Source organism: Vibrio sp. 704 (assembly GCF_033339295.1).
The window spans coordinates 1-670 of sequence record NZ_JAWOUH010000504.1 but is presented as its reverse complement, the minus strand read 5'-3'; the positions used below and the strand labels follow the sequence as shown (position 1 = coordinate 670).

The window sequence follows — 670 nt, the reverse complement described above, 5'->3', positions numbered from 1 at the left end:
TTCAAAATCTTAGACCTTTACATCGGTAGAACCATCATTTCTACCACAGCCTTGGTTCTGGCAACGTTTGTTGGCCTATCGGGTATCATCAAATACGTGGAACAGCTACGAAAAGTGGGGCGTGGTGTGTATGACCTGACGCACGCTTTGTATTTCGTTTTGTTGAGCGTGCCTCGTGACGTTGAAATGTTTTTCCCAATGGCAGCATTGCTGGGTGCGCTGATTGGTTTGGGTATGCTGGCGTCAAGCTCTGAGCTTGTGGTCATGCAAGCGGCGGGTTTCTCCAAGCTGGATATCGGTTTGTCCGTGCTAAAAACGGCCGTTCCATTGATGCTTATCGTGATGACTTTAGGCCAATGGGGTGCTCCAGAAGCCCAGAAAATGGCGCGTGATTTGCGATCTTTTGCATTGTCTGGCGGCAGCATCGTTTCGGTTCGTGCTGGGGTTTGGGCTCGTGATGCCAACGACTTCATCTTCATCGGTAAAGTGGAAGATGACAAGTTGTATGCGTTGAACATGTGGCGCTTTGATGATGACAAGAACTTAGAAAAAGTTATCTTCGCTGAAGAAGTGGATTACCAACAAGATAACAATTGGTTGATGCGTGACGTGCAAATCACCAACATGCAAGACGAAAACGTGATTTCCAAACAAGAGATGGATAAAATGG

At 47.0% G+C, this 670-nt stretch carries 1 protein-coding gene; it reads left to right on the top strand.

The window, feature by feature from the left end; genetic code table 11:
• On the top strand, positions 1-670 hold a 670-nt coding region (lptG, locus tag R7R24_RS27385), incomplete at both ends, for an LPS export ABC transporter permease LptG (RefSeq protein WP_318120223.1).